The following is a 21,528-nucleotide window of genomic DNA, read 5'->3' as shown; positions in this document are numbered from 1 at the left end:
AAGAGCTGCGTCTCTTGCAGGTTTTTTATTTAAACACTTTTGATTCTATACTGCTCCCATTCCCCGTGTAACAGCTCAAGTGTCAGATCACTCGTCTGCCTCACAACCAGATCAGCACCAATCATCGACTGTTCTTGACCGACTCCAACCGCAAACATCCCTGCGGATTTGATTGCGGAAATGCCTGCTTCTGCGTCTTCTATTGCCGCGCAATCAGCCGGGGAAACATCGAGCAGCGCTGCAGCTGTTAAAAAGATTTCAGGATCGGGCTTCCCCTTCGCAAGAGCTGCCGGGTCAACAATGGCATGAAAATCATCACTAATCGCCAAACGTTTTAAGATCGCGCGGGCATTGCGGCTAGAGGATGCTAACCCGATTTTTATATTTTCGTTTTTTAATTGACATAGAAGCCTGCCGATTCCCGGCAAAAGATCTTCCGGCGTCAATTTGCTGATCAATGTTTGATAATATTGATTCTTTTGATGCATGAGTTCTTGTTTCTCAGCATGTGTATACTTTTTTTCCACTCCGCCAAAAATAAGTATCCTTTCTAGTGACGCTTCTCGGCTGATTCCTTTTAGCCTTTCATTCATGTCTCTGTCAAAGGGGATATTGATTTGTTCTGCAATGTGCTTCCACGCAAGAAAATGATATTCAGCTGTATCGGTTATCACTCCGTCTAAGTCAAAAATGACCGCTTTCATATGCTAATGCCCATCACAGCTTCATAAGGTTTGAGGCTAATACTTTTCAAGTCAGCCGGCTCCTGCGGATAGTTCGAAATCAGCACTTTCCAACGCTCATGAATCAGTTCCGGAGGCGCTTCGAACAGCGCCTTTTCTTCCGACAAATTCACAACGACGAGAAGCTTTTCCCCTTGATATTCTCGGAGGTACGAAAAAACTTGCGGATCATTTTCCTGCAGCAACTGATAATCGCCATATATGATGATCTTATATTGCTTTCGTAATTGAATGAGCTTCTGATAGTAATAGAAAATGGAATCTTGATCTTCCAAGGACTCTTTCACATTGATAGCTTGATAGCGGGAATTTACCGGTATCCACGGGTCTCCGGCTGTGAATCCCGCATGTTTTCCGGCATCCCACTGCATCGGTGTTCTCGCATGGTCCCGTCCTTTTGTCATCACGGCTTTGAGAAACTCTTTTTCTGACATCGTTTTGTTTTCAACGACTAGCTCACGATAAGCATTTTTGATTTCAAGATCGTCATACATCTCCAGCGGCATATCGCTGTTAACCATACCGATTTCTTCTCCCTGGTAAATAAACGGCGTTCCTTTCATGCCGTGCAGAACCGTTGCAAATGCCTTCGCACATTCCTTACGCAGCTTCCCGTCATTGCCCCAGCGGGAAATAACCCTCGGCTGGTCATGGTTTTCAAAATACAGGGTATTCCAGCCGACATTCATTAACCCAGTCTGCCACCTTGTCATCGTCTTTTTTAAAGCAACCAAATCGAACGGTTTGATCTGCCATTTTCCATTTGGCGAGTTTTGTTCTGTATCAATATCCATATGTTCAAATGTAAAGATCATATTCAGCTCTTGCCTGCCTGCGTCTGTGTACTTTTTCGCCTCTTCAATATCAGAGCCGTTTGCCTCTCCAACCGTCATGCAGTCGTAATGAGAAAGCACTTCCCTGTTCATCTCTTGAATAAACTCATGAAGTCGGGGGCCGTTAGAGTGATAACGGCCGACGATATAGCTGCGGGTGTGATCCGTTTCGTAGTCCGGAAAATCGGTGTGTTTGGAAATGGAGCCGATCACATCCATTCGCCAGCCGTCAACGCCTTTATCCATCCAGAATCTCATTACATCATAAACTTCCCGGCGAACGGCGTCATTTTCCCAATTTAAATCAGGCTGTTTTTTCGAAAAGTAGTGCAAATAATACTGTCCTGTCCTTTCATCGTATGTCCACGCCGAGCCTGAAAAGATCGATCCCCAATTATTCGGCTCTGAGCCGTCCGGTTTAGGGTCTTTCCAAAAATAATAATCCCGGTAAGGATTGTCCTTCGATTTACGGCTTTCAGCAAACCAGGCATGTTCATCCGACGTGTGGTTCACAACCAAATCCATGACGATTTTCATTCCGCGTTTATGGACTTCATCTATCAGCTGAAACATATCTTCATTTGTCCCAAACTTTTCGTACATGTTTTTGTAGTCACTGATATCGTAGCCGTTGTCATCCTGCGGGGAATCAAACACCGGAGAGAGCCAGATGACATCCGCCCCGAGATTTTTGATGTAATCCAGCTTTTGAATCACACCTTGCAAATCTCCGAATCCATCTCCATTGGCATCATAAAAACTGCGCGGGTAAATTTGATAAACGACAGCTTCTTTCCACCATTCACTCATTAGGGATTCTCCTTTCACATCGTCCCTTTAGGACAACCGGTTCCTCATAAACTTTCATATGCAGCGGCTCGCCTTTTACAAGCTCAAACACGGCGCTCCTTTCGTCAACCGTCACATTGAGTAATCGGTTTCTATAATTGATGTTGAATGAATAGCCGTCCCATTCCTTCGGCAAAAACGGATGAAATGACAGCGTCTCATTCGCGGTGCGCATGCCCGCAAAACCGTGAACAATTGCCAGCCAGCTTCCCGTCATTGAAGTAATATGCAAGCCTTCTTCCGTATCATGATTGTAATTATCAAGATCAAGCCTTGCTGTGCGCTTATATAATTCGAGCGCTTTTTGTTCCAGCTTGAGTTCGGCTGCGAGAATCGCATGGACAGATGGCGATAGGCTTGATTCATGAACAGTCATCGGTTCATAAAATTCAAAGTGTCGCCGTTTTTCTTCCATTGTAAAACGGTCATTAAAAAAATACATGCCTTGGAGAACATCTGCCTGCTTAATAAAATTGGAGCGGAGAATTTTGTCCCATGACCAATTCTGATAAAGAGGCCGATCAGCTGGATCTAATTCATCAACTGTTTGCAGGTCTTTGTCCAAGAATGTGTCATGCTGAACGAAAATCTGCAGTTCTTCACTATACGGATAGTACATGTGCTGGATGATTTCTCTCCAGACGCTCAATTCTTCTTCCTGTATATCAAGAAGGCGGCGTTTCTCCGCTGAGATACTTTCGAGATTTTCTAATGTATACTCCAACGTCCAAGCCGCAATGACATTTGTATACCAATTGTTGTTGACGTTGTTTTCATATTCATTCGGCCCTGTGACGCCATGGATCATATACTTGTTTTTTCGTTTCGAGAAGTGAACGCGATCGGCCCAAAATCTGCTGACTGCCACAAGAACGTCTATCCCATATTCCTCCATATAGCCGCGGTCGCCTGTATAATTGATATAATTGTAGATTGCATAGCAGATCGCGCCATTGCGGTGAATTTCTTCAAAGGTGATCTCCCATTCGTTGTGGCATTCATCCCCTGTGAACGTCACCATCGGATAAAGGGCCCCCTTCATCCCCAATTTTGCGGCGTTTCGTATAGCAGGCTCCAACTGATGATAGCGGTACAAAAGCAGGTTCTTCGTCACCTCTGGCTCGGCTGTCGCCAAATACATCGGAACAGCGTAAGCCTCTGTATCCCAATATGCGGCACCTCCATATTTCTCGCCAGTAAATCCTTTTGGCCCGATATTCAAACGGGCATCGCCCCCGTAGTATGTCGAGAATAACTGAAAGATATTGTAGCGGATTCCTTGCTGAAGCTCCTCATCCCCTTTAATCTCAATGTCCGCTTTTGACCATCTTTCCTTCCATTGATCAGTGTGCCTCCGTTTTGCTTCTTCGTAACCGTTCTCAACAGCATTCGCCAAAAGCTCCTTAGCTTTCGTTAACAATTCTTCTTCCCGAAAATCACGAGAAGTCGTGACGATAATAAACTTTTTCAAAGATGCCTTCGTTTGGTAACTGTAGCGATTCTCAACATACATCCCGGCTGTTTGAGAGCTTTCACTGACAAAGCCATCTGTCACGTTTGCCATTGCGGCTAAAACAGTAAAACGCGGTGTTCTAAATGGATTTTCGATCGTTTTTGCCGCTAAATAGCCGCTGTGGGAATCAGCCCCTTTCACTTCTTCCTGCCAAAACTGTTCTTGGTAGTTAGAATCTTCATTTGCCACATTTCCATCCAGGTATGGAACAAGCGTAATGACAGCATCTCCCGTCAAACACTCCGCTTCATAATGAATCGCGCAAAGTTCTTTTACAGCAAGGCTAAGAAATCGCTCCGAGCTGATTCTGACGGTTTTATCCTGAATGCGGACAACAGCGCTTCGCCGCAGAATCCCCTCTTTCATATTGAGTTCCACCTCAAATGATTCGATTTGATTTTGATAGAGATCAATTTTTTCACCGTCAACATATAAGCCTATGCCCATAAAGTTCATCGCATTGATTACTTTACCGAAATATTCCGGATACCCGTTTTTCCACCAGCCTACTCGCGTTTTGTCAGGGAACCACACGCCTGCAATATATGTGCCTTGGTGACTGTCGCCTGAATAGCCTTCTTCAAAATTCCCTCTGACCCCCATATAGCCGTTGGCAAGAGACGTCAGGCTTTCCAGCAGCCGCATGTGCTCCTTTTGAAATGTATTTGTTTTGATTTTCCATTCATCAATCTCAAATAACCGCTGATTTATCATCATTTCCTCCCGAATGTAAGTTTCCATTATCACGGCGGGTTTTTGTCAAATATCTAAATGCCAAAGTGATCATCAAAGTGACGCCGCACGAATGGATCATCAATATAGTAATTAAGTCAAAATGAACCAGACCGATAGCAGCTGCCGCAAATGCCGGCAGTGCTGAAGCGCAAATCGCTATAGATGCCGCTTCCTTGAATGACGCAATAGAGACCATGTTTGATCTTTTTGTGATCCAAAGGCCTCCGGCAAGAACAACCGTTACAAACAGCTGGATCATCAAAATCACCGCATATGCCAGGAGCATAATCATCGGCTTATACTGCGCCAACCACAATGTATCGATCAAAACCTCTACATCATGGGCGTTTGGATTCTCGAGCTTAACGTCCATTTTTGCATAGCCAACAGAAAACCCTGCTCCGTTTTGATCGGTCATTACCAGTCGATCAGGCTGAAATACGATGGCGTTGTCAAATCCCTTCACTTTCAATCGCCCATTTTCACCGTTTGTCTCATATTCATGCTTCATATCGACCGCCATCACATTCTGCCCATCTTCAATCCTCTCAGAGCTCTTCACGCCTGTTAGTTTTCCGTTTCTGATTTGAACACCTTGTAATTGATCAGCAAATGTATCATTCACCTTTTGAATCGCTGACGGCACGAAAGATGCAACGCTGAAACGATCCATTTTCAGAAACGAAACTGTCAACGGTGCCATCAAGGAGGCCGTTACAAACATAAAGAGAAAAGAGAGCTGCAGCCAGCTGAAGGTATTCCCGCAGCGGCAAACACCTGATGGAGATGCAACTGCCTTCAGGCAGCGGATGATAAAGCTTTTATTCTCCAGATTCTTCATTGAATTACCCCTTTGTTCCGCCGGCTGTCAAACCAGACACAAAGTTCTTTTGGAGAAAAAAGAATAGAACGCATATCGGCAGTGCGGCAAGGATGGCACCAGCCGCAAATAGAGCAACTTTTTGCTGCTGCGGATTTGAAATAAAGGACTGCAGCCCTACAGCAATGGTCAGCCTTTCCGGTGAGCGAAGCAAAAACTTTGCCAGCAAATAATCGCCAAACGGTGCCATAAACGCCCAAAGCGCTTGCACCGCGAGCATTGGCTTAACAAGCGGCAGAACGATTGAAGCGAAAATCCTCATATGGCCCGCTCCGTCAATTCGCGCGGCTTCATCAATTTCTCTCGGCACAGTATCAAAATAACCTTTCATCAGCCACGTGTTCATCGGAATTCCCCCGCCGATATAGATGGCTGTCAAAAACCAGTATTGATCGAGTGCGCCTATCAGCATCGCCAAGACATAAAAAGCAGTCAGCGCTGCCATCGTTGGCACCATTTGAATGATTAAAAAGAATATCAGGCTCTTTTTTCTGCCTGCAAACCGATAGCGGCTGTACGAGTACCCGGCAAGCGTCACGATTGTAACCTGTAAAACCATAACCGATAGCGCGATGACGAGTGTATTGCTGTACCAATTGAGATAAAGCGTTTCGTCAAATAGCCGCTTAAAATGATCCAATGTCCAAGCCCCTGAAAAATCGAGCTGAAAAGCCGCCGAATTCCCCACACGGAAGGCTGATGAAGCCGTAATCAGCAACGGATATATAATGACAATACTTAAAAGCGTCAAAAAGAAATACGTACAGATTCTATTAAGTAATCTGGCAGTTCTCGCGTTCACCTACATAACCTCCTCATTGCCAAAAGCATTCGATTTTTTGAAAGCAATCAGTGAAATTCCAATGACAATGAAAGAAATTAACAGTGTCACAGCCGCCGCAACAGAATATTGGGGTGATGTGCCTGTTGTCAGTTTATAAATCCACGAAATTAAGATATCGGTCGATCCGGCCCCGGCTCCCGCACTGCCTGGCCCTCCCTCATTAAATAAGTAGATGATCGAGAAATTATTGAAATTAAACGTATACTGAGTAATCATCACGGGTGCTGTCGCAAATAAAATCATCGGAAATGTAATATGCCGAAAACGCTGAATAAAAGTGGCCCCGTCAATCTTTGCCGCTTCATATAATTCACCTGGAATCGCCTGAAGCACTCCCGTTACCATGACATAAATATATGGAAAGCCGAGCCACGTCTGAATCATAATGAGGGCTGTCTTTGTCCAGAAAGGATCGGTCTTCCACGCGATCGCAGGCAGCTCAACAAACGGCAGATGATTGAATAGTGGAATCACCTGTGCATTCACCGCTCCTATGCTGTCGTTAAACATGTTGGAAAAACTCATGATTGTAATAAACGCCGGAACAGCCCATGGAAATAAGAAAATCATTCGAAATATCCGCTTGCCTTTGATAAAATCCTGATTGACGAAAAGGGCGGTCACAATACCTAAAATGATTTGCAGCGTTGTTGCGCAAATGGTCCAGATGACCGTCCAGCTGAGTACATTTACAAATGTTTCACGATAGGAGCCGAGGAAAAAAATATTCAAGAAATTCTTGAATCCGACCCAGTCAATCAGATGATTAGGCGGTATATGATAAAAATCATAGTTTGTACACGCAACAAACAGAGTCACCAAAACCGGAAAGATAATCACAAATACCATCATGATATATGCCGGCAGAGTAAAGAGATATGGAAACCCTTTATCACCGGCATAACTGAGCATATCCTTGGCCGATGTATTGATCTCCAAACCCGCCGCTTTCATTGCGGCGGTCTTACGCGAATCATGAATATTAAAGATATAGAACATGAGGAAAATCACCGTCACGATCAATTGCAGCGTGCCTTCAATCAGCATAAACAGCGAGTGGTCTTCACCGGCAACACTTCCCAATGTCATCAATCCGGTTAGCGCCTGAATACCGAAAACGCATAATTCAAAAGCAAACAAGCCTGTGATGGCAAGAAATAAGAGCCCCTTTGACAACTGCTGATTCGCAATCTGCCCAAGGCCTGGGATGATCGATAAAAGCCCTGCCTTTCGTTTCTGCTTTGCAAGTGTGTGATGTTTATTCATTTTTCCGCCCTCTATTCTTCCGGACGCTATCCCGCCGTTTTATTTCACATACTTTTCTTTAATATTTTCCTTTATGGTGTTTACAGCATCATCCGCTGCTGTTTGTGTGGATTTTTTTCCTGAAGCTGCATCAAAAATCAAGCTTTCCGCTCCTGTCCATACCTCAGCCATTTCTGGAATATTTGGAGTAGGCGTTGCTGTTTCATATTGTTTAATCACAGCTGACGTCAGTTCATTCTTTTGCTCATCGGCTTTCTTCCTTGCAGCAGTGTTGGCTGGAACTTCGTTTGTATCCTCATAAAAAGCGTAAGCATTGGCATCATTTGCAGCATACTCAATCCATTTTTCAGCCAGCTTGGGTTCTTTTGTATATTTCGAGGCAACCCAGCCCTTCCCGCCGGCAAAAGGGGCGTATTCTTCTCCATTTGGCAATGTCGGAATGGGAGCTGCTCCGTAGTTCAATTTAGCTTCTTTATAGTTGGCAGCTGACCACGGTCCGCCTATGATCGCAGCCGCTTTGCCTTCTAAAAACATCTGCTGAATAAAGTCGTCTGCGCTTGAATTGTCTTGCATTCCTTTCGGCCAATAGGTTTTAAACCATTTCTCTGCATATTTCGCCGCTTCCACAGCCCCTTTGTTGTTCAGGCCGATGTCCCCGGAATCTGTGCCGTTTTTCCCAAATACATATCCGCCGTATCCAGCCAATAAGCCGTACGACATATAAAAGTCAGTCCATTTCGCTAAAAATCCGGTTGATTTTCCTTTTTCCGAAGCAAACGCGAATCGAGGATCCTTCATTAACTTTTCAAGGTCTTTAAATGTTTTTGGTGCTGTTTTTAAAAGATCTTTATTGTAATACAAAATAAGTGTCTCAATGACTAGCGGCATTCCGTACACTTTGCCGTCAACTGTCACCTGCTGCATTTCTTTCTCTCCAAAGCTCTTTGTATGAGAGGGCTTAATGTCGAGCAAATGCCCCTGCTGTCCCAAACCGCCGATCCGGTCATATGCAGCAAGCATAACATCAGGCGCGTTACCCGCCGGGCCATCAAGAGGAAGCGCTTCCAACTGTTCGAACATTTGCTTTTCAACAATTTTTACTGTGACATCATTCTCTTTTTCAAACTTTGCTTTGATGCTTTCAATGTATTCTTTATACGTTTCCTCGACAGACACAGTCAGCACCTTTTTGCCATCAGCGCTTGCTGGATTTTTTGAACTTGAGCAGGCGGCAAGGCTGATTGCCAGAAATGATGCCGCCAATATGGCGAACCCCTTTTTAAAAAGAACCATCTCTTTTCCCCCTTCTATTTATGAAACTATAACAATTGTATTGTCCTGCAGAAAGCGGTTACAACAACTTTCGATTTGTTACCGATAACAGAATGTTATACTGGGGCGGCAGCACTCAAAATCAAAAATTCCCCCGGCTGAACGGCAATGACATCGTGATGATGAAGCGGCTGCTCTGTCCATGCATCGCAGATTTTCTTATTCCTTTCAATATTCAATTCTCGTAAACTGACGTGTTGAACCGCATTCCCCTGATTAAAGAAATAAATCAGTATTTTTTCATCGAGAGTCCGCGAAAAGCTGATAAAATCATTTTTGTCATCCAGCAGATTCCACTCAAGATGTCCTTCAGTCAACAAAGTGTTTTCCTGCTTGCGTAAAGCAATTAACCGTTTCATAAATCGCAGCATGTCCTGGTTTTGCTTTTCCGTTTCCCAAACCATACATTTCCGGCATAATGGATCATTTTCGCCGTCCAGCCCGATTTCCGTTCCGTAATAGATGCATGGTGAGCCTGTCTGGGCAAACATAAAGGCCAGCAACGCGCGTGCTTTCTTCTCATCATTGCGGCATCTGGTCAAAAGGCGCTTTGTATCATGGCTATCCAGTAAATTAAACATCACCTCATTGGCCTGCTTCATCCCATTCATCAAATGTGCATTGACACGGTGGGCCATACGTGAGGCTGGGATCGTCTGGTCAGCAAAGTATTCATTCATAGGTTCTGTAAAAGGGTAGTTCATCACCGCATGAAATTCATCCCCTCTAAGCCAGGGTTCAGCAGAATGCCAGATCTCACCTAAAATATAAACATCAGGCTTTTCTGCTGATACAGCCTTCCTGAATGTCTTCCAAAACACGTGATCCACTTCATTTGCGACATCCAAACGCCAGCCGTCAATGTCAAATTCCCGAATCCAGTACAAAGCAATATCAAGCAAATATTTCTGCACCTCGGGATTCGCCGTGTTTAGCTTCGGCATATCAGCTGTAAAAGCAAACCTGTCATAATTGTCTTCTGTGACAGGAAAAGAGTGAATATGGAACCAGTCTTTATAGCGGGATTGAGCTCCGTTTTTGAGGACATCCTGCCATTGCGGAGATGCGCTTCCTATATGGTTAAAAACCGCATCTAGCATAATTCTCATCCCCCGCTGATGAAGCTGGCTGACCAATGTACGAAAAAGCTCGGGATCCCCAAAATGAGTATCAATAGAAAAGTAATCCAGCGTGTCGTATTTATGATTAGAAGGCGCGGAAAAGATCGGCGTCAGATAAATGCCGTTCACCCCTAAATCCTCTAAATAATCAAGCTTGTCAACAATCCCTTGCAAATCTCCTCCAAAAAAATCATTGACGCCCGGGTCCTTGCTCCCCCACGGCAATGCATTCTTCGGTGACAAGTCTTCTCGTCCATTTGCAAAACGCTCCGGAAAAATTTGATACCAAACCGTTGACTTAACCCATTCAGGCGCTTGAAATGTATCAGCCTCATGAACAAATGGAAATTTAAAATAATAATGAATCGTCTCCAATGTTTTTTCGTTATAAGGGCATACACCCGAGCTTCCGAAAAAGATGTCTTCATGATCGTCTGTTACAACAAACGCATATTGTAAACGCCTAAATGGCGGCACCACTTCAGCAAACCAATAGTCATGCACGTCTGTTGCGGCAATTTTCTTCATCGGCTGCTCGTTTGCAGACCAGCTGCCGTCGTTGTACTCATAGGGATCACCCCAAATGACGCGAATGTGATCTGCATCATCTTTTTTCGTCCGAATCTTGATATGCACTGTCCGCCCATCATAAGAATAAGCATCAGTACTGAATGGCTGATGGTGAATCGCTGCATATTCCATCATGTTTCCCCCTTTGATTTCCGTGTTATTGAAGCCGGCTCATAGTTTGAAAGTATCATGATGGAATAGCAGGAACAATCCTTTTCCCCCTGTTACCGATAACAGAATAAGGCGCTTACAGCGTTGATTCTCGTACAATTAACTCTGGTTCAAAAAATAGGCTTCCTTGAGCAGCACCGTCTTCATTCATTTTTTTCAGCAACATTTTCGCACAGGCTTCTCCCATTTCAACAACAGGCTGTCTGACCGTAGTCAACCGCGGTGAGGAGATGCGATCAAGAAACACACCATCATTCCCGGTAACCGCCACATCTTCTGGAATTCGCTTTCCAAGCGATTGTGCCGCACGAATGACGCCGAGTGCGATTCGATCAGATGCGCAGACAAATGCCGCCTGATTGTCCATGGATCTCAGCAGTTCTCTTGCAAGGCCTTCACTTTTCTTAGAACTGTTGTCAACCCGAAACATATTCGTCTTTTTAAAGCTTTCATTCATCGCCCGTATATACCCCTGTTCTCTTGCACGTTCGAAAGGCTCATCTAAATCAATGCCAAAAAAGACCACTTCCCGCTCACCCAGCCCCATCACATGTCGGGTTGCCATAAAAGTGCCTTTCTCGTTATTCACATCGATAAAGTCATAGCCCATTTCATTTTGCCCGAATACGACGAGCGGCTTCTCAAACGCTTTTATTACACCTTCAAAATCAGTCCTTCTCAAGCCGGTGGCAATAATGCCGTCACATTGGCCAATATTGAGAGAATTTCTTGTCACAAGCTGGAGAGCATAGTGATTGCGATCCAGCTCCCTGCTGATTCCGGTCAGCAGGTTCATGTAATATGGTTCTGTCGTATCCATTTCCTCAAGAATCAATAGTTTCACAACCTGTGTTCTGTTTTGCACGAGCGCTCTTGCCGCATAATTAGGGATGTAATTCAGCTCTTTCATCGCAGAATGAACGAGCTTTTTCAATTCATCTGTCACCGTCTCAGGGTGATTGATCACTCGTGAAACTGTCATTTTTGAAACATTGGCTTTTTTCGCTACATCTGACAACGTTGCCATTTTCATCCCCTCCTTATCTGTGCTTATTATCCAAACTAGTGAAAAAGTCCTCTTTCACTGCTAAATATACCATGCAGGCAAAAGAGAAATAAAAAAGAGATTTCCTTCTGGAAACCTCACATTGTTAAAAAACTCGGTTTTTAATACATTCTCTGCCCGGCAATTAGACCAAATACGTCCTTCACAATAAAGGATCTTTTTAAATTTCCGTCCACTTTTTCTCTAAAATCGGATAAGAATAATTCTGCATTTGCTCAATTAACTCATCCGGCCGTGACGAGCTGTGAATCAGTTTTAGGTGCGATTCGTTAGAAAACCCTTCTTGTATACTGTATTTCACCATTTTCATCATCGGTTCAAAATATCCGTTTACATTGTACAGTCCGATTGGTTTTTGGTGGATGCCGATCTGTGCCCAGCAAAGCACTTCAAATAATTCTTCATATGTACCGAACCCTCCCGGCATCGAGATAAAGCCGTCCGCCAGCTCGCTCATTTTAGCCTTTCGTTCATGCATCCCGTTTACTTCAATCAGCTCAGTCAGGTTTTGATGAACAACCTCCCCGCTGAACAAACCGCTCGGCATGACCCCGATTGCAGTTCCGCCGTTTTCCATAATCGCGTCAGCAATCGTGCCCATCAAGCCTACGCGGGAGCCCCCATAGACAAGCCCGATTCCCTGCTCAGCCATGTACGTGCCAAGCTCTGCCGCTTTTCTTTTATACGCTTCATTTCCCCCTGGGTTTGACCCTGCAAATACACAAATGGTTTTCATCTTGTCATCTCCGCATCTATATATCGTGTTAAATATCCCGAAAGACACTATATATTGTCCCATCTTCATGTGATAATATCAATATGAAATACATAAAGAATGCAGGAGTGATGATGTTGCAGCTGGCTGATGCAGAAAAATGGATGAAAGAGTTTTACGAAAAAAGAGGCTGGACAGAATACGGGCCGTTTATTCGGGTCGGCTTTTTAATGGAGGAAGCCGGAGAACTGGCCCGGGCTGTGAGGGCGTATGAAATTGGCAGAGACCGGCCGGATGAGAAAGAATCGTCACGCGCCGAGAAAAAACAAGAATTGATCGAAGAAATGGGAGATGTCATCGGAAATATCGCCATTCTTGCTGATATGTATGGTGTCTCTTTAGAAGACGTCATGAAGGCCCACCAAGAAAAACTGACAAAACGATTTGAGCATGCATAAAAAAAGCGGCCGCAATGGCCGCTTTTTTTAACCTGTGATTTCATCATGGTGATCAAAGAAATGCTGTTTTCCTATTTTGTGAAAAAGGCCTGTTTTATGCAGCAGCTCCTTCGGCTGCGATTGTAATCCTACAATCATCAGCTTTCCATTGTGGCGCTTAATTCGATTCATAATGTTCCCTAGCACCGCTTCAGCTGACGTATCCATATAGTGCACCTTATTCATGAGCAGGATGAGGGTTTTCGGTTTTTTCTGTACATGCTCCAGCAATGACGATTCAAGGGAATCAATTGATCCGAAAAACAGCGGCCCTTCTATTGCATACATGCTGACAGATGGATCTTCTCTCTTCGCCAGAACAGGATGCGATTCCTGATTGTGGATGCGGGTCGCTTCGCTCATTCTTCTGATAAAGAACACGAATGCAAGCAGCAATCCGGTTGCCACACCGATGATTAAGTCAAACAGAACCGTGAGGGCGAAGGTCGCCGCCAAAATAAAGGAATCAGCGTTTTTCAGTCTCAGCATATTTGCGACTTCCTTGCGCTCACTCATATTCCACGCGACTACCATGAGAATTGGTGCCATACTGGCAAGCGGCACATGGGAGGCATAAGGCGCGAATACAAGCAGGACAAGGAGAACGACTACACCGTGAACGACGCCGGAAACAGGGGAAACCGCTCCGTTTTTTATATTGGTCGCCGTTCTTGCAATCGCTCCTGTAGCCGGGATTCCGCCAAACAAGGGCGCTGCCATATTCGCAATCCCCTGGCCGACAAGCTCTTTGTTGCTGTCATGCTTTGAGCCCTTCATGTTATCAGCGACCATTGCCGACAAAATCGACTCAAGTCCTCCAAGAAGCGCGATGACAAGCGCTGCCGGAAACATCATGACCATTTTATCCAGAGTAAGCTCAGGAAACTGAAATTCAGGCAAATGGCGGGGGATTTCTCCATAAGTTGACCCGATTGTTGCCATGCGGTCAGGGAAAAAGACAACCGCGACCACTGTGGAAATAAGAAGCGCCAACAAAGCGCCCGGCACTTTAGGCATCACCTTGGCGGATACAAGCAAAATGACGAGCCCGATCACAGCTGTCAAAATGGCATACACGTTAAAGGTGCCGAGCTGCTGCACAATTTCAAACATGTTGTGATGAAAGTTCTCATGTTTTTCAACATTTCTCAATCCGAGAAAATTAGCGATTTGTTCCGTAAAGATCAGCACGGCAATTCCGGCTGTAAAACCGACGATAACGGGTTTCGGCACGAATTTCATTATTTTTCCGAGCTTAAACAGCCCGAACAGCACCAGCATCACTCCTGCCATAAACCCCGCAATCAGCAGATTTTCCAAGCCATACTGCATGATAATGCCGAATAAAATTGGGACAAAGGCGCCCGTCGGACCGCCAATTTGATATTTGGATCCTCCAAACAAAGAAATACAAATCCCAGCTATAACAACAGTGTACAGCCCATATTCAGGCTCGACTCCCGAGGCAATGGCAAACGCCATCCCTAATGGAATTGCCACGACACCTACTACGATACCTGCAATTAAATCTTTCTGAAATTTCTGCAAATTGTATCCCTTGAATCTCCCTGAGAATCGCATATTTTGCTATAACCTCCCTTATAAATGTGTGTTTATGAGCTCAGTTTCATAACCGTTAATGACCACATCTAGTTTTCCTGTTTCAGGATGAATGACAAGCCCGTGTACCGGCACCTTTTTCGGTAGCAACGGATGGTTCTTGATCAGATTCACACTGTGGGAAACGCTTTCTTCCACGCTGTGAAAACCGGTCAGCCACGTTTTCAAATCAAGTCCGGCGCTCGTCAGCAAATTCAGGCAGCTATCCTCTACTCCGCGTTCCTTTGCTTTCTCAAGAATTGAGGAAGCATTCAGTCCTGACATTCCGCATTCATGATGGCCGACAATGCACACCTCTTCAGCCTGCAATTCATAAATCGCGACCAGTATGCTTCGCATCACGCTTCCAAATGGGTGAGAAACGATGGCTCCCGCGTTTTTTACAATTTTAGCATCACCGTTTTTAAGCCCCATTGCTTGCGGAAGAAGTTCTGTAAGCCTTGTATCCATACAGGTGACAATGACGAGCTTTTTTGAAGGAAACTTAGTCGTTTTGTACGGTTCATACTTCTTCTCTCTGACAAACCGCTGATTGTGTTCCAAAATTGATGTTAAAGAAACCATTTGATTCATCTCCCATCCATATAATTTTGCAAGCCTTCTTCCCCAGCTTACAGTAAGGAATTATAGCATAGGAATACACCGCGAAAAGGCTTTCAAAAAAAGACACTATAATTGGACTGTAGAATCAAAACATAAACATTTATATCTTTCAAAGATAATAAAATTTATATTTATTGAATCCTATAATCTGGCTCCAACTCGATATTGATGATTTGTCTGACAAAAAATATAGGTGAATTCTGATAATTAAAAAACTTTTTTAAGCGGATTTAGCTGTCCGATCTCCATTTTAAGTTCAAAAGAACCAGAAATTAAAATGGACACAGCCATATTTTTAACATCTATTTATTTCCGATATAATAAAATGGACAACAGCAATAAAGGGGGAGCCTTGTTGAAACCATTTGTATTTATCACAAAACCGATTCCTGAAGAGATTGAAGCATTCATCGGTGAACATTGCCGTTATGAAGTATGGCAGGAGGATACGCTTCCGAGTGATGTGCTATTTGAGAAATTAAAAGATGCGGAAGGGCTTTTAACGTCAGGAACGTCCGGACCGTCAATCAATCGTGAATTGCTGGAACACGCGCCAAAGCTCAAAGTGGTCAGCAACCAATCAGTAGGCTACGATAACTTCGATATAGAAGCAATGAAAGAAAGAGGCGTCGTCGGCACTCATACACCTTATACACTGGATGACACAGTAGCAGATCTGGCCTTTTCTTTGATTCTGTCTTCTGCCAGACGTGTTGCCGAACTGGACCGTTTTGTCAGAGCGGGAAAATGGGGAACCGTTGAAGAGGAAGCGCTTTTCGGCATTGACGTTCATCATCAAACGTTAGGCATTATCGGCATGGGTAGAATTGGCGAACAAGCAGCGAGACGCGCCAAATTTGGTTTTGATATGGAAGTGCTTTATCATAACCGCCATCGCAAACAAGAAACGGAAGACAGCATCGGCGTTAAGTACGCTGAGCTTGATACATTGCTGGAGCAATCTGATTTTATTCTGCTCATTACGCCGCTAACAGATGAAACGTACCATATGATAGGCGAACGTGAATTTAAGATGATGAAGGATTCAGCAATTTTCGTCAATATTTCCCGGGGAAAGACAGTTGATGAAAAAGCGCTGATTCGCGCCCTTCAGGAAGGCTGGATCAGAGGAGCCGGCTTAGACGTATACGAAAAAGAGCCTGTTACCCAAGATAACCCGCTCTTACAGTTGGATAATGTCACGTTGCTTCCTCACATTGGTTCAGCAACAGCTAAAGTGCGCTTCAACATGTGCAAACAGGCTGCCGAAAATATGATCGCAGCCATTCAAGGACAAACACCGAAAAATCTCACAAGAGAATTTCAATAAATCAAAAATCCGGTCTGATACAGACCGGATTTTATATTACATACGCTGAAGAACAGCACGCTTATAAATATGGCGGGTAACGATATAATAAACAGCCTGGAACACAAAATAAATGAAGATGACAATTACTGCCTCAAAAAATAAGTTGGAATTCAGCATATTGCTTAACGCAGCATACGCAAAGCCGGCGTGAATTGTGCCCGCAATAAATGGGATGAAGAACAAAAATCCAATTTGTTTTCCAAGGATCGAGTGAATCTCTCTGTCCGTAATTCCCATTCTCTTTAATGCTAAAACTTGCACTCTTGTATCTTCTATTTCTGTAAACATCCGCAAATACAGCATGCTTCCTTGCACGATAAAAAACAGCACGCTGACAAACAGACCAATAAACAGCATTAATGCAACTCCCTGCTTCACGATTTGATAGCTTGGAGCACGCGTTTGAAAATCAGATGTATGTTCTTTCGGCACCATGTTTTCAAGCTTTTCAGAGACATCCACCGTCTCCTGCCAATTCTCAAGCTCATAACCTACCACTCTCATCTGTTCCTTCAGCGGCACATTCTGTGACAGACTGTCAAAGCTCTTTTCGCTGACGACCAATAAACGGCTGACTCCATCGACTGACATCAATATCCCTTTGTTTTGCTGCTTTTTCATTGTGTAGGAAAGTGTTTTTCCTGACTTCATATGAAATGCCGCTGTTTCCCCTTCTCCAAATGTGTCTTTCACCATCATTTGAAAAGGAACATTAATAAATGCTTCATTTTCTTGTAAATGAATAACTGGAAGCCCTTTTTCCTTTGCGACTAGATTATAGATATTTGCTGGAATCAGCAAGGCTTCCGTTTCTGTTTTCTTGTTTCCATACGGCAAATCTGATTGGAAAGTGACCGGAATCCCTGTTGTATCCACCTTATATTTGATAACAGCATGAGCTTTTTTCAATGTATGCTCAGCCGTCTCAGGCTTCATGACCTGAAATCGCGACGCGTCTTTTTCCACCCAGGAAACAGACTGAGGAATGCTTTGCTCCTCCTGCGTTTGTAAATCGGAATAAAACATATAGATGACACCTGTAGCTGTGAGTATGACCGCCGTAATGACAGAGGTTAAAAACAGCATGCGTGCATGATCCTTCAGCCTGAATATCATGTTGGAACGCACAATGATATTCGTGCCTTTATAGAAGCTGTTTTTCTTTCTGTACAGCATGCGGAAGAACGCCACACTGCTTTGGGTAAAAAAGAAATACGTCCCGATTAATACTAAAATCAAAATTGGAAAGACACGAAACATCATATCGATCGCATTGGCTGTTGCAGATAAGTAATAACCGCTGCCAAGACAAAGCAAAGACAGCACAGTGAGCCATTTCGAATAGACCGGCAGGCTTTTCGGCTTTTGGGCCGATTTAATCAGTTCAATGATTTCCAGCTTCCGAATCCGCCCCAGTGATAAAATGAGCAGCGTCTGAAACAGGATGAGAAAGCCGACAGCTGTCATCACAAACGCTTTCGGTACAATGGCAAACGAAATCGGCACCTTCACGCTGAGCATCCATGTCATGATCATAAAAAACAGTTTTGAAAATAAAAGACCTGCTCCAATGCCGGCCGCAATCGCTGCAAGAGCAATGAGTGATTGCTCATAATAAATCATCTTGCGAAGCTGCTGCTTTGATGTCCCAAACAGCGTCAGCAGGCCAAACTCTTTCTTTCTTGCCTGCAAAAAAGCCGAATTGGAATATGTGATGAAAAATATACAAAACACAATGATGACGACAAGAGCTGCACTCAAGCATGTTTTGACAAGGCTTCCGCCATATATATTGTCTTCATTGACATCAGGATGAAAAATAAAAGATGTGAAGACAAAAAACACTGAAACGGCAAACACACAGCTTAAAAAGTAGGCGACATATCGTTGCAGATTCCCAAGAATGTTTTTACGGGCGATGGTTCTCAAATTCATGAAAATCGCCTCCCAACACACTCAAGGTATCCAATATACTTTGATAAAACACCTGCCTGTTTGTTCCTCTGTGAATCTCTGAAAAAAAACGTCCGTCTTTAATAAACACAATCCGTTTACAGAAGCTTGCCGCTGTGGCATCATGCGTAACCAATAAAATCGTCGCTTCCTTTTCTTCATTCAGCTGAGCCAGCGTGTTCATCACTTGCTTTGCCGATTTTGAGTCGAGGTTTCCTGTCGGTTCATCTGCAAGAATGAGGGCCGGATTGTGAATAATCGCTCTGGCACAAGCTGCCCGCTGCTGCTGCCCGCCCGACACCTCGTATGTCCGGTGGTCAAGAATATGCTTGATTTGCAGCGTATCCGCCAGTTCATCCAAACGGGCTTCCATTTCTTTCAGCTTTACCTTATCCAATGCGAGCGGCAAGAGAATATTTTCACGTATCGTCAGCGTATCGAGTAGATTAAAGTCCTGAAAGACAAAGCCTAGTTCTCTTCTGCGAAACATAGCTAAGTCCTGATCCTTTAATGTTTTCGGCTGAATGCCGTTGATCATCATCTCGCCCTGCGTCGGCTTATCAATGGTAGCCAGCAAATTCAGGAGCGTGGTTTTTCCGCTTCCAGACGGCCCCATAATCCCGACAAATTCTCCTTTTGCCACACTGAGATCAAAGCCGCTGAGCGCTTGATATGAGATTGTCCCTTTATTTGAATAGTACGTTTTCGATAGGTTCGTTGTTTGCAACACGTTCATGTTCTGCTCCTCCTTTTTCTTTATTATAAAAAGGAAGTCAGCATCCTCCCATCGAACTTTCTTGCAATTCCGCTCCCCAACCTTACAATGCTGTCACATTCACGAGGGTGTCACTTGAAAACACGATGGTCATCACAGTGCCAGCCCCTTCTTTTGATTCCGCATACAGCTTATGGCCGAGACGGCTGCACACCTGTTTTGCTAAATAAAGGCCCATTCCAGTTGCCTCTTTCATGGTTCGTCCGTTTTCTCCGGTAAAAAACGCGTCAAAAATCCGCGGCAGATCCTGCGGCGGTATGCCGATTCCTTCGTCGGCAACCGACAATCGTGTCTCATGTCCCTGTGTTTCAATCTGGATTGTAATAGGGTCTCCAACACCTTGCTTTGAATATTTTAAAGCGTTGAAAAGGATTTGCTCGACAACAAAGGAAAGCCACTTTTGATCACTGGAAATCTGAACGGCATTTGGCGGCACATGTAATGTTGGAAAAAGGCGCCGTTTAATAAACTGACGTTTTTCCTGATTGATCAGTGAACGAACCATTTCGGCCAAATCAAAGGTTTGCGGCTTTACATCAAAGGCGAATTCCTCCAGCCTGGCCGTTTGCAGCATCATATCAAGACCGTGGCGAAATCTCTCATTCTCATCCTCCAGCTCCTCTAAAAACGTCGGAAAAGAGGGTGCGGTTCCGCTTTTTCCTTCCTGAATCATTAAGGAAATGACGGATACCGGTGTTTTCATATGGTGGACCCATTGATTGGTGAAGGTATAATGCTGCTTTTGCTGATTGATATATTGTGAGAGCCTGCTTTCGTATTGCTGCCCGAGCGCGTTGATCATTTTCGTCCAAAGCGCTTGCTCTCCTGTTCTTGGCTTTCGGGCTTTCAAAGACTGTCCGATGTCATTTGCAGCAGACGCTTGCTCTGCAAGCTTTTTGACATAGGTGAGAAAGGAATATTGCCGAACGTAATCAGCTGCAAAACCGGCAGCTAAAAGAACACCAGGCAAAATCCATATATACACCATATTTTCTTTAGATGGTTCTGCGCCGCTCTCTATGATGCTTAAATACGCAATCAGCATGCTGGCCCCTATCCCTAATAATGAAAATAGTATAATGGCGAAACGGTCGATGAGATACGTCTTTAACACTCCGCTTCATCCTTCCGATTGACTTGAAATTGATAGCCCTGTCCTCTGATTGTTGAAATACAATCTTTCAGTCCGGCATTCTCCAGTTTTCTCCGCAGCCGGTTGACATTGACCGTTAACGTGTTGTCATCGACAAAATCAACGTCATCCCATAACGCCTCCAATAGCACATCACGGGAGACAATTTTTTTATGCTCCCTCACAAAAATCGAGAGAAGCTGGAATTCTTTTTTGGAAAACAAAATCCGGACACTGTTCCACTCCGCTTCATTCTGATCAGGATAAATCGTCAGCCCGCCAAGTTCCACTATTCTTGATTCCTGCGGCAAAGAGGGCGAATATTCACCATATGTGCGGCGCAGGACGCTTTTGATTTTGGCCATCACTACCTCTAGATGGAACGGCTTTGTGATATAATCATCGCCGCCATTTTCAATCGCCATTACCTGATTCAGCTCATCGGTCCGTGCTGATATAAAGATAATCGGCGCATTAGAAATCGTACGTATTTGCCTGCACCAATAAAACCCGTCAAAAAAAGGCAGGTTGATGTCAAGCAGGACAAGATCAGGCTTCATTTCTGCAAATTCCAATTTTATATCATTCAGCTGTTCAGCAATTTTTACTTCATATCCGTATTTTTGAAGATGACCGCCCAGCAAAGAAGCAATCCGCTCATCATCTTCCACAAGCAAAATCTGATACACGTTGATCCCCCTTATATGTACATCACGATGATTTTTCTAGAAGATTCCAAAATTATTATAGCATAAGGGAAACCAAGCGATTGTCTATAGAAAGCAGTCAAAATAGGTAAAGTTGTAAAAGCCAATAAAGTGATATTTTAACCGAAATATATAATATAGTTGAGAGTTTTTAGTAAGTTCTCTTTTTCAATTAATAAAAAATTCATATGATTTTTTTATTGCCTTTGGTTAAGTTATGTGCTTTTTATA

18 protein-coding genes are annotated in these 21,528 nt (G+C 44.0%); 2 read left to right on the top strand and 16 right to left on the bottom strand.

Annotation, left to right across the window (positions count from 1 at the left end; all coding sequences use genetic code 11):
• Window positions 1-29: 29 nt before the first annotated feature.
• From pgmB to QA442_RS04100, 10 genes are all read right to left on the bottom strand, one after another.
• Window positions 30-704, bottom strand: a complete 675-nt coding sequence (pgmB, locus tag QA442_RS04145; protein ID WP_095431944.1) for a beta-phosphoglucomutase — start codon at window positions 702-704, stop codon at window positions 30-32.
• Window positions 701-2,386: an oligo-1,6-glucosidase gene (malL, locus tag QA442_RS04140; RefSeq protein WP_095431945.1), complete on the bottom strand. Its 1,686-nt coding sequence runs from the start codon at window positions 2,384-2,386 to the stop codon at window positions 701-703. The genes pgmB and malL overlap by 4 nt, the downstream gene beginning before the upstream one ends.
• Window positions 2,379-4,652 (bottom strand): glycoside hydrolase family 65 protein, encoded by a 2,274-nt coding sequence (locus QA442_RS04135; protein WP_095431946.1) that lies wholly within the window; start codon window positions 4,650-4,652, stop codon window positions 2,379-2,381. The genes malL and QA442_RS04135 overlap by 8 nt, the downstream gene beginning before the upstream one ends.
• The gene (locus QA442_RS04130) at window positions 4,630-5,514 is read right to left on the bottom strand and encodes a DUF1189 domain-containing protein (RefSeq protein WP_103749345.1); all 885 of its coding nucleotides are present in this window, start codon (window positions 5,512-5,514) and stop codon (window positions 4,630-4,632) included. Before QA442_RS04130 ends, QA442_RS04135 begins: the two co-directional genes overlap by 23 nt.
• Before the next feature lie 4 nt (window positions 5,515-5,518).
• Window positions 5,519-6,355: a maltodextrin ABC transporter permease MdxG gene (gene mdxG, locus QA442_RS04125; RefSeq protein ID WP_095431948.1), complete on the bottom strand. Its 837-nt coding sequence runs from the start codon at window positions 6,353-6,355 to the stop codon at window positions 5,519-5,521.
• Complete coding sequence (gene mdxF / locus QA442_RS04120) at window positions 6,356-7,663, bottom strand: maltodextrin ABC transporter permease MdxF (RefSeq protein WP_071582379.1); 1,308 nt, start codon at window positions 7,661-7,663, stop codon at window positions 6,356-6,358.
• Window positions 7,664-7,702: 39 nt separating this feature from the next.
• Window positions 7,703-8,956, bottom strand: coding sequence for a maltodextrin ABC transporter substrate-binding protein MdxE (gene mdxE, locus QA442_RS04115; protein ID WP_095431949.1), 1,254 nt, complete (start codon window positions 8,954-8,956; stop codon window positions 7,703-7,705).
• A gap of 95 nt (window positions 8,957-9,051) precedes the next feature.
• Entirely contained in the window at window positions 9,052-10,821 is a 1,770-nt protein-coding gene (gene mdxD, locus QA442_RS04110) for a maltogenic alpha-amylase (RefSeq protein WP_095431950.1), read from the bottom strand.
• Between the two features lie 112 nt (window positions 10,822-10,933).
• Window positions 10,934-11,884, bottom strand: coding sequence for a LacI family DNA-binding transcriptional regulator (locus QA442_RS04105; protein WP_095431951.1), 951 nt, complete (start codon window positions 11,882-11,884; stop codon window positions 10,934-10,936).
• 199 nt (window positions 11,885-12,083) lie between these two features.
• Window positions 12,084-12,659 (bottom strand): LOG family protein, encoded by a 576-nt coding sequence (locus tag QA442_RS04100; protein ID WP_014665480.1) that lies wholly within the window; start codon window positions 12,657-12,659, stop codon window positions 12,084-12,086.
• A 116-nt stretch (window positions 12,660-12,775) separates the two neighbouring features.
• Here QA442_RS04100 and QA442_RS04095 point away from each other — a divergent pair, with 116 nt between their 5' ends.
• Window positions 12,776-13,096, top strand: coding sequence for a MazG nucleotide pyrophosphohydrolase domain-containing protein (locus QA442_RS04095; RefSeq protein ID WP_040081731.1), 321 nt, complete (start codon window positions 12,776-12,778; stop codon window positions 13,094-13,096).
• Between the two features lie 27 nt (window positions 13,097-13,123).
• On the opposite strand, the gene QA442_RS04090 is transcribed toward QA442_RS04095, so the two are convergent.
• Both QA442_RS04090 and QA442_RS04085 read right to left on the bottom strand, forming a co-directional pair.
• Complete coding sequence (locus QA442_RS04090) at window positions 13,124-14,716, bottom strand: SulP family inorganic anion transporter (RefSeq protein ID WP_095431952.1); 1,593 nt, start codon at window positions 14,714-14,716, stop codon at window positions 13,124-13,126.
• An 18-nt stretch (window positions 14,717-14,734) separates the two neighbouring features.
• Entirely contained in the window at window positions 14,735-15,328 is a 594-nt protein-coding gene (locus tag QA442_RS04085) for a beta-class carbonic anhydrase (protein WP_095431953.1), read from the bottom strand.
• 382 nt (window positions 15,329-15,710) lie between these two features.
• Between QA442_RS04085 and QA442_RS04080 the strand changes: the two genes are divergently transcribed.
• Window positions 15,711-16,688, top strand: a complete 978-nt coding sequence (locus QA442_RS04080; RefSeq protein WP_081483646.1) for a 2-hydroxyacid dehydrogenase — start codon at window positions 15,711-15,713, stop codon at window positions 16,686-16,688.
• 36 nt (window positions 16,689-16,724) lie between these two features.
• On the opposite strand, the gene psdB is transcribed toward QA442_RS04080, so the two are convergent.
• The 4 genes from psdB to psdR form a co-directional block, all read right to left on the bottom strand.
• Window positions 16,725-18,665, bottom strand: a complete 1,941-nt coding sequence (gene psdB / locus QA442_RS04075) for a lantibiotic ABC transporter permease PsdB (RefSeq protein WP_095431954.1) — start codon at window positions 18,663-18,665, stop codon at window positions 16,725-16,727.
• Window positions 18,640-19,419, bottom strand: a complete 780-nt coding sequence (gene psdA / locus QA442_RS04070) for a lantibiotic ABC transporter ATP-binding protein PsdA (RefSeq protein WP_014665486.1) — start codon at window positions 19,417-19,419, stop codon at window positions 18,640-18,642. The genes psdB and psdA overlap by 26 nt, the downstream gene beginning before the upstream one ends.
• Window positions 19,420-19,501: 82 nt before the next feature.
• Window positions 19,502-20,572: a two-component sensor histidine kinase PsdS gene (gene psdS / locus QA442_RS04065; RefSeq protein WP_095431955.1), complete on the bottom strand. Its 1,071-nt coding sequence runs from the start codon at window positions 20,570-20,572 to the stop codon at window positions 19,502-19,504.
• A complete protein-coding gene (gene psdR / locus QA442_RS04060; RefSeq protein WP_095431956.1) occupies window positions 20,566-21,279 on the bottom strand; it encodes a two-component system response regulator PsdR in 714 nt (237 codons plus the stop codon). The genes psdS and psdR overlap by 7 nt, the downstream gene beginning before the upstream one ends.
• Window positions 21,280-21,528 lie beyond the last annotated feature (249 nt).

This window comes from Bacillus stercoris (genome assembly GCF_029772985.1).
GTDB lineage: Bacteria > Bacillota > Bacilli > Bacillales > Bacillaceae > Bacillus > Bacillus stercoris.
Note: the sequence above shows the minus strand (reverse complement) of the source record. Positions and strands in the feature narration are given on the sequence as shown.